Consider the following 8658-nt stretch of genomic DNA (forward strand, 5'->3'; position numbering starts at 1 on the left):
CGCGGACCCTCCGGTCCACGGGCCGCGCCGTTCTGCCGGGCTCTAGTACGTGTCCGGCTCCAGGCCGGCCCGGAGCAGGCCGTGGGTGTAGGCGTCCTCCAGCGCCAGCCAGGAGGCCGCCACCACGTTGTCGGCGACCCCGACCGTGGACCAGGTGGCGGTGCCGTCGGTGGTGTCGATGAGCACCCGGGTCTTGGAGCCGGTGCCGTGCTGGCCCTCCAGGATCCGGACCTTGTAGTCCACCAGCTCCAGCTTGGCCAGCTGCGGGTGGATCCGTTCCAGGGCGGTGCGCAGCGCCTTGTCCAGGGCGTCGACCGGGCCGTTGCCCTCGCCGGTGGCGACCATCCGCTCGCCCTTCGCCCAGAGCTTCACGGTCGCCTCGTTGCCCGTGGTGCCGCCCGGGCCCTGCTCGCTGATGGTCCGCCAGGACTCCGGCGTGAAGAAGCGCTCGCGGCGGCCGCGCACCTCGTCGCGGAGCAGCAGCTCGAAGGAGGCGTCGGCGGACTCGTAGGTGTAGCCGAGGCTCTCCTGCTCCTTGACCCTGGCGACCACCCGGCCGGCCAGGTCCCGGTCGGCGGAGAGGTCGTAGCCGAGCTCCTTGCCCTTGAGCTCGACGGAGGCGCGGCCGGCCATGTCGGAGACCAGCATCCGCATGGTGTTGCCGACCGTCCCGGGGTCGATGTGCTGGTAGAGGTCCGGGTCGACCTTGATCGCCGAGGCGTGCAGTCCGGCCTTGTGGGCGAAGGCCGAGAAGCCCACGTAGGGCTGGTGGGTCGAGGGGGTGAGGTTGACGATCTCGGCGATCGCGTGCGAGATCCGGGTCATCTCGGCGAGGCTGCCGGCCGGCAGCACCCGGCGGTCGTACTTGAGCTCCAGCGCGCCGACCACCGGGAAGAGGTTGGCGTTGCCGACCCGCTCGCCGTAGCCGTTGGCGGTGCACTGGACGTGGGTGGCGCCGGCGTCGACGGCGGCCAGGGTGTTGGCGACGGCGCAGCCGGTGTCGTCCTGGGCGTGGATGCCGAGCCGGGCGCCGGTCTCGGCGAGCACCTCGGCGACGGTCTCGCGCACGCCGGAGGGGAGCATCCCGCCGTTGGTGTCGCAGAGCACCACCACCTCGGCGCCGGCCTCGTGGGCGGCGCGGACCACGGCCAGCGCGTAGTCCCGGTTGGCCCGGTAGCCGTCGAAGAAGTGCTCGCAGTCGATGAAGACCCGGCGGCCCCTGGCGCGCAGGTACGCGACGCTGTCGCGGACCATCTCCAGGTTCTCCTCCAGGGTGGTGCGCAGCGCCAGTTCGACGTGCCGGTCGTGGGACTTGGCGACCAGGGTGACCACCGGTGCGCCGGAGTTCACCAGGGCGGCGAGCTGGGGGTCGTCGGCGGCGCTGCCGCCGGCCCGGCGGGTGGCGCCGAAGGCGACCAGCACGGCGTTGCGGAGCTCCAGTTCGTCCGCGGCGCGGGCGAAGAACTCGGTGTCCCGGGGGTTGGCGCCGGGCCAGCCGCCCTCGATGAAGCCGACGCCGAACTCGTCCAGGTGCCGGGCGATGGCCAGTTTGTCGGCCACCGTGAGGTTGATGCCCTCGCGCTGGGCGCCGTCGCGCAGCGTGGTGTCGAAGACGTGGAACGCGTCGTCGGGGAGGTTGCTCACCTGGGTCATGACCCTGGGTTCTCCGTTCCGGGAGGTCGGGTACTGCTCTGCCGGTTCTGATCCGGCTCCACTGTCCAGCATCCCGCGCGCTCCCCGGTGTCCCTCGGCCCCTTGTGGGGGCTCCGGCCGGTCCGGGGGAAACAAAAAGACCTCTCGCGGGTGCGAGAGGTCTGCGCGCGGGTCTGGACGCTGGTGGTCGCCCCGCATCGGGTGGTGCGGTGGCGGTCACTGCGGACCGGCGCGCCTGCTGCTAATAATCAGCGACAGCGAGGACACGTTCGCAGTCTGGCACATCGGTCCGCGGTGCGGCCCGGCCGTCTCGGCATCCGGGACGGCCGGGTCGCGGCCGGGATCAGACGATGCGGTGCAGCCAGCCGTGGGTGTCGGGGGCCTGGCCGCCCTGGATGGCGAGCAGGGCGCGGCGCAGCTCCATGGTGACCGGGCCGGGCTCGCCGGCGCCGACGGTCCAGTCGCCGCCGTTGGACTTCACCGAGCCGACCGGGGTGATGACGGCGGCGGTGCCGCAGGCGAAGACCTCGGTGAGGGTGCCGTCGGCGTTGCCCTGCTTCCACTCGTCGGTGGAGATCCGCCGCTCCTCGACGGCGTGGCCGAGGTCGGCGGCGAGCTGCAGCAGCGAGTCGCGGGTGATGCCGGGGAGGAGGGCGCCGGACAGCTCGGGGGTGACGATCCTGGCGTCCTCGCCCTCGCCGAAGACGAAGTAGAGGTTCATGCCGCCCATCTCCTCGATCCACCGGTGCTCGGCGGCGTCGAGCCAGACCACCTGGTCGCAGCCCTTGGCGGCGGCCTCGGCCTGGGCGACCAGGGAGGCGGCGTAGTTGCCGGCGCACTTGGCGGCGCCGGTGCCGCCGGGGGCGGCGCGGACGTAGTCCTCGGAGAGCCAGACCGAGACCGGCTTGACGCCGCCGGGGAAGTAGGCGCCGGCCGGCGAGGCGATGATCATGAAGAGGTAGGAGTTGGCCGGGCGGACGCCCAGGCCGACCTCGGTGGCGAACATGAACGGGCGCAGGTACAGGCTCTGCTCCGGCTCGTTCGGCACCCAGGCCTGCTCCTGCTGGACGAGCAGCTCCACGGCCTCGACGAAGGTCTCGGCCGGTAGTTCCGGCATCGCCAGGCGGCGGGCGGAGGCCTGGAAGCGGGCCGCGTTGGCCTCCGGGCGGAAGGTCGCGATCGAGCCGTCGGCCTGGCGGTAGGCCTTGAGGCCCTCGAAGATCGCCTGGCCGTAGTGGAGGGTCATGTTGGCCGGGTCCATCTCGATCGGCGCGTAGGGCGCCAACCGGGCGTCGTGCCAGCCCACGCCCTCGGTCCAGCGGATGGTGACCATGTGGTCGGTGAACACGCGCCCGAAGCCCGGGTTGGCCAGCCGGGCCTCACGCTCCGCGTCGGAGAGCGGGTGGGCGGAGGGCTTGAGGTCGAACGTGATGGGCGCCTGGGTGGGCGTGCTCATGGCTGTGTGTCCTTCACCGTGGGGTTGGTCCGGGCCGCCTCCGCCGGGTGAACGCCCCGTCCCCTGAGACGGAACGGACGCACGACGGCACGGCCCACTGTCGATACTCGCATCCAGAGGGCCGTGCCGAACAGCCGCGGGCTCCTTGGGGAACCTCAAGCTGCCGTTATGGGGTCCGGCCCACCGGGCCGGAACACCGTTTGTCGGGGTTCCGGCCTCCTAGGCGGATACTCGGGCGGCGAGCGCGTCGCCGACCTGGCTGGTGGTGCGGGTCCCGGCCCGCTCGGCGAGGTCGGCGGCGACCGCGGCCTCGATCCGGGCGGCCTCGGCCGCGTACCCGAGGTGGTCGAGCAGCATGGCGACCGACAGCACGGTGGCGGTCGGGTCGGCCTTGCCCTGGCCCGCGATGTCCGGCGCCGAGCCGTGCACGGGCTCGAACATCGACGGGAAGGCGCCGCTCGGGTTGATGTTGCCGCTGGCGGCCAGGCCGATCCCGCCGGTGACGGCGGCGGCCAGGTCGGTCAGGATGTCGCCGAACAGGTTGTCGGTCACGATGACGTCGAACCGCTCGGGCTGGGTGACGAAGAAGATGGTCGCCGCGTCGACGTGCAGGTAGTCGGTGGTGACCTCGGGGAACTCCCGGCCGACCTGCTCGAAGATCCGGGTCCACAGGTGGCCGGCGTGCACCAGCACGTTGTTCTTGTGCACCAGGGTCAGCTTCTTGCGCGGGCGGGCCTGGGCCCGGCGGTAGGCGTCGCGCACCACGCGCTCGATGCCGTACGCGGTGTTGACGCTGACCTCGGTGGCCACCTCGTGCTCGGTGCCGGTGCGCAGCGAGCCGCCGTTGCCGGTGTACGGGCCCTCGGTGCCCTCGCGGACGACCACGAAGTCGATCCGCGGGTCGCCCGCGAGCGGGCCCGCCACGCCGGGGAGGAGCCGGCCCGGGCGGAGGTTGATGTGGTGGTCGAAGGCGAACCGCAGCTTCAGCAGCAGTCCGCGCTCCAGGACGCCGGACGGCACGCTCGGGTCGCCGATGGCGCCGAGCAGGATCGCGTCGTGCTCCTTGAGCTCGGTGAGGGCGCTGTCCGGGAGGGTCTCCCCGGTGCGGTGGTAGCGCCGGGCCCCGAGGTCGAACTCGGTGGTCTCCAGCTTCACATCTGCGGGAAGCGCGGCCCCGAGCACCTTGAGGCCCTCGGCCACCACTTCCTGGCCGATGCCGTCACCCGGGACAACTGCGAGACGAATCGTGCGAGACATGCTCGGAGGCTACTCCGGTGTCCCAGAGCCTGACATCCGCCGTCCACCATCCGGACAGCGTGCCGCCCGGAGGCGCCCGGTCGGCACCGGTTCCGACCGGGCGGGGGCGGTCCGGCTCCGGCCTGCCGTGGTGGCCGCCCCCGAACCGCCGACGGCCGCTCCCCGGCTTCCGGGGAGCGGCCGTCCCGGGGGCTACGGGAGCTTCAGGACCTGGCCGTGCCGCCCGTCCGGGTTGAGGTGGTGGAGGAGCAGGACGCGCGACCCGCCCGGGCCGGTGCGGCGGATGTCGAGGACGGTGGCCGGCTGGACGGGCGAGGCGAGGGCGGTGGGGCCGCCGGGGCCGGTGCGGACGTCCACGGCGGGGTGCAGGACGTCCACCGCGAGGGTCGGGCCGGTGCCCGCCAGGCCGATGGCGGAGAAGGCCTCGGCCGGGTCGGGCGTGCCACCGCCCGTGAGGCCGGTCCACAGGGCGTAGCGGACGGTGCTGTGGCCGGGGCCGATCCCCGGGAGGACGGCGAGGCGGACCGGCAGGACCACGCTGTCGGAGTCCAGCAGGGCGGTGTCGGTGTCGCCCCAGCGGGCGTTCAGCGGCTGGACGTCCAGCTCGGCGCCGGTCCGGGCGTCCAGGGCCCGGGCCACCAGGACGTCGCTGCCGCGCAGCCGGTCGGCCTTGACGACGACGTCGGTGACGCCGTCCCCGTCGGTGTCCAGCGCGGCCCGGACGGCGAACAGCCCGACCGGGGTGGCGGCCGGGGCCCAGACCTGGGCCCCGAGGTAGAGCCGGCCCTCCTGGACCGGGTCCCCGGCGACGGCGGGCGCGTCGGTGGCGGCGCCGGCCGCGCGCAGGTTGGCGGCCCGGTCGCCGGGGCGCACCACGCAGAGGTCCTGGAGGTGCTCCTCCTCCGCGGTGCTCCCCTCCGGGACGACGCCCGCGCCGGGGCCGACCGCCGCCCCGCTGTCCGGCGGGCAGTCGGCCCAGCGGGCGCCCTCCCCGCCGAGCTCGAAGGCGCTGAGCAGACCGGGCCGGCCGCCGGGCGCACCGGTGCCGGTGAGCGCGACCAGCGCGCCGGAACGGGTGGTGCGGACCGGGTCGGTGGCGGTCAGCTCCGTGGCCGGCCGCGGGGCGGCGAACAGCGGCACCCGCAGCCCGGGCAGGGCCGGGTCGTCGGGGGTGAGCAGCAGCCGGCCGGAGAGCTCGGCCCGGTAGGTGCGGGCCCGGCCGGCCTGGACGGTGGCGATCGTCGGGTCGGGGGCGCGGCCGAGTTCGCCCGGCACGCTCAGGGTGACCCGGACCCGCGCGGTGCCGCCGGGCGGGAGCTCGACCCGGGCGGGAGCGAGCTCGAAGCGGGCACCGGGCACCTCGGTGGCGGCCGCGTAGCCGGTCCGGTAGGCGACCGGGGCACCGGAGAGGTTGCGCACCTCGACCTCGCGGTCGAGGGCGAGCGGCCCGGCGACGGCGACCGGTCCGAAGGAGACCCCGACGGCGCCCTCCACCGCCCCCTCCCCGGCCGCGTAGGCGACCGCCGGGGTGCGCACGGCCCGGTCCACGGCGGCCCGGCCGGAGCCGGTGCGCTCGGGCCCGTGGACCGGGCCGGTGGCGCCGTCGCCGAGCCAGGTGTCCCCGGCGGTGTTCATCAGCGCGGCCTTGACCTGCTCGACGCTCAGCCCGGGGTGGGCGGCGCGGACCAGGGCGGCCAGCCCGGCCACGTGCGGGGTGGCCATCGAGGTGCCGTCCTCGCGCTGCCCGCCGGTCCCGGTGGCCACCCGGGCGGACCAGATGGTCTCGCCGGGGGCGGCGAGGTCGGGCTTGACCACGCCGGGCACGCCGATGCCGCGCGAGGTGAAGTCGGTGAGGGTGTCGAGCCGCCGCGGCTGTTCCTGGGCGACGACGCCGTGCAGCGGGTTGCCGGGCGCGGCGAGGCGCACCCGGACCGGACCGGCGGCGGCGCCGGTCCGGAGCCGCTCGCCGTCGGCGCGGCCGAGCAGGGCGAGCGGGACCCGGTCGTTGCCGGCGATCTCGGCGAGGTGGTCGTCGTCGGCGGCGAGCAGGGCGCCGATCGCCCCCGCCCCGGCGACGTGGTCGGCGCGCGGGCCGGAGCCGCAGGCGCGCTCGGACTCCCGGGTGCTCCAGGCGAGCACCGCGATCCGCCCCGCGATCCGCTGCCGGTCGGCCTCGGAGAAGGCCGTGCAGCCGTCCGTCTGGTCGGCGGGCAGGGCGAGTTCACCGGACACGTCGGCGGTGGACCAGTCCTGGTAGCGGGCGCTCCAGTGGGTCGGCACGACGCCGGCGAGCGGCTGCGGCTCCAGCACGGTGATGCCGTCGGCGTCGCTGTGCGGGTCGACGGAGGCGGCGACGGCGAGCGCCCGGGCGGCGGTGCCGGGGCTGCCGCCGATGCCGTGGACGTCCCCCTCGTTGCCGACCGCGGCGACCACCACGGTGCCGAGGGCGGCGAGCCGGTCGACGGCCAGGGCCTCGGCGTCGTCGGTGGAGCCGAACCGGCTGCCGAGCGAGAGGTTGAGCACGTCCAGGCGGTCGCTCGGGTCGCCGTCGCCGTCCGGGTCGGCGGCCAGGTCGAGGGCCTGGCCGAGCTGGTCGGTGGAGCCGTCGCAGCCGAAGACCCGGATCGCGTAGAGCTGGGCGCCGGGGGCGGCTCCGGGGCCGACCAGGAAGCCCGCCGGGTCCAGTCCGGGGCGGTAGGGGCCCTGGTAGGGCCGCCCGTCGGCGGTGACGCCGAGGCCGGCCGCGGTGCCGGCCACGTGGGTGCCGTGGCCGTTGCGGTCGCAGTCGATCGGGTTGTCGTCGGGGCGCGGGTCGGGCTGGTAGTGCGGGGCGCCCGGGTCGGGCTGGTAGTCGTCGCCGACCAGGTCGCGCCCGCCGGTCACCTTGGCGGTGGGGAACAGTCCGGCGGGCGCGGGCTTCGCGCCGTCGACGGAGCGGAAGGCGGCCTCGGTGCCGGGCCCGCCGAAGTCGGCGTGGGTGTAGTCGATGCCGCTGTCGACGATGCCGATCCGCACACCCTGCCCGGTGTTGCCCCCGGGCGGACCGCCGTCGGACGGGCCGCCCGCCCAGACCGCGGGCGCGCCGGTGACCGGCACGGAGTGGGCGTTGGCCCTCCCCATGCGGACGATCGGGTGCACGGCCGCGACCCCGGGCAGGGCGCGCAGCGCGGGCAGCCGGCCGGCCGGCACGCTCACCGCGAGGCCGGTGAGCAGGGTGCGGGTGCGGTAGAGCTCCCGGGCGGCGGGCACGGCCCCGTGCACGTCGTCGGCCAGCCGGTCCAGGGCGGCGGAGGCGCGGGCCCGCTGGGCGGCGCCGGCCCGGGCGGCCTCCCCGCGGACGGCCTCCGGGGAGCGCTGCCGCCGCCGGGCCTCGTCACCGGCCCGCCGCCAGACCGGGGCGACGGGCTCGGTGCCGAGTTCCAGCAGGACGGGGACGGGGGCGCCGTCGGCCCGGGCCGGCGGGGCCGCCGGGGGGCCGGCGGCGGCCGGTGCGGCGCCGGTGAGCAGCGCCGGTCCGGCCAGCAGCGCCAGGGCGAGGCCGATCCGGGCGAGCGGCCGGCGGACACCGCGGCCGGTGGACGTGGGAGGGGCGGAACCTGGACTCCGACCGGGGCGACGCATGGGGTCCTCTCCCCCGGCCGGGGGAACTGATCCGCATGCTCTGCCGCTGACGCCCGCCCGCGCGGCCGTCGATCACCCTTCCGGGGGTCCCAAATTAGGAATATCGCGCCGGTCGGGGCGAGCGGTCTCCCCCGAACGGTGGCGAGTTGCACCCCGGGGAGTGACGGTCCGTCAGCCCGTCCGGCCCATTCGGCGGATGAACGCCACCCGCGCGCCCTCGGGGCGCGGGCCGGGCCGGGGGACTCAGTGGTGTCCGGTCACGCCGCCGTTGTCGCGGCGGTCCAGCGCCCGCTGGAGCGCGGCGGCGGCGAAGGGGTTGTGCTCGGCGGCCCGTCGCCGGCGCGGGGCGCGGGTCTGCGGGGCGGCCGGGGCGGAGGTGGCACGGCGGTCGGCGGTGGGGGGCATACCGGGGCTCCTTGGTTCGGTACGCGCCGTGGGAACGGACGCGGCGGGTGGGGAGGAGGGGGTACACCGGGCGGGGATCACCCGCCCATCGGGCGTACGCGCGCACACGGGCCGCGCACCCTGGCTACAGGGGCGGCACACCGTACGGCCCTTCCACGGTACGACTCCGGCCCGGCGGTGTCTGCACGGATACTTGGATTTCCTACTATCTGAGACGGACCTCACCCGGAGGAACGCGCCAGGGCCCGGACCGCCGTGCGCACGGC

Annotated in this window: 5 protein-coding genes; all 5 read right to left on the minus strand. The window is 75.7% G+C overall.

Annotated features, from left to right (window positions below; all coding sequences use genetic code 11):
• Positions 1-42: 42 nt before the first annotated feature.
• Positions 43-1653: a citramalate synthase gene (cimA, locus tag ACFCX4_RS31815; protein WP_376150143.1), complete on the minus strand. Its 1611-nt coding sequence runs from the start codon at positions 1651-1653 to the stop codon at positions 43-45.
• A gap of 343 nt (positions 1654-1996) precedes the next feature.
• Positions 1997-3109, minus strand: coding sequence for a branched-chain amino acid aminotransferase (locus ACFCX4_RS31820; protein WP_376150146.1), 1113 nt, complete (start codon positions 3107-3109; stop codon positions 1997-1999).
• Between the two features lie 219 nt (positions 3110-3328).
• Positions 3329-4366 carry a 3-isopropylmalate dehydrogenase gene (locus tag ACFCX4_RS31825; RefSeq protein WP_376150149.1) on the minus strand — a complete coding sequence of 346 codons (1038 nt, stop codon included), beginning with the start codon at positions 4364-4366 and terminating at the stop codon, positions 3329-3331.
• Between the two features lie 192 nt (positions 4367-4558).
• Positions 4559-7987, minus strand: a complete 3429-nt coding sequence (locus ACFCX4_RS31830) for a S8 family serine peptidase (RefSeq protein WP_376150152.1) — start codon at positions 7985-7987, stop codon at positions 4559-4561.
• 243 nt (positions 7988-8230) lie between these two features.
• Positions 8231-8392 (minus strand): hypothetical protein, encoded by a 162-nt coding sequence (locus ACFCX4_RS31835; protein WP_376150155.1) that lies wholly within the window; start codon positions 8390-8392, stop codon positions 8231-8233.
• Between the last annotated feature and the right edge of the window lie 266 nt (positions 8393-8658).

Origin of the sequence: Kitasatospora sp. NPDC056327 (assembly GCF_042261735.1) — a bacterium.
In the GTDB taxonomy this organism is placed as follows: Bacteria; Actinomycetota; Actinomycetes; order Streptomycetales; family Streptomycetaceae; genus Kitasatospora.

Coding starts and splice junctions, on each gene's coding strand:
- cimA (WP_376150143.1), bottom strand. CDS start 1,653: ATGACCCAGGTGAGCAACCTCCCCGACGACGCGTTCCACGTCTTCGAC.
- ACFCX4_RS31820 (WP_376150146.1), bottom strand. CDS start 3,109: ATGAGCACGCCCACCCAGGCGCCCATCACGTTCGACCTCAAGCCCTCC.
- ACFCX4_RS31825 (WP_376150149.1), bottom strand. CDS start 4,366: ATGTCTCGCACGATTCGTCTCGCAGTTGTCCCGGGTGACGGCATCGGC.
- ACFCX4_RS31830 (WP_376150152.1), bottom strand. CDS start 7,987: ATGCGTCGCCCCGGTCGGAGTCCAGGTTCCGCCCCTCCCACGTCCACC.
- ACFCX4_RS31835 (WP_376150155.1), bottom strand. CDS start 8,392: ATGCCCCCCACCGCCGACCGCCGTGCCACCTCCGCCCCGGCCGCCCCG.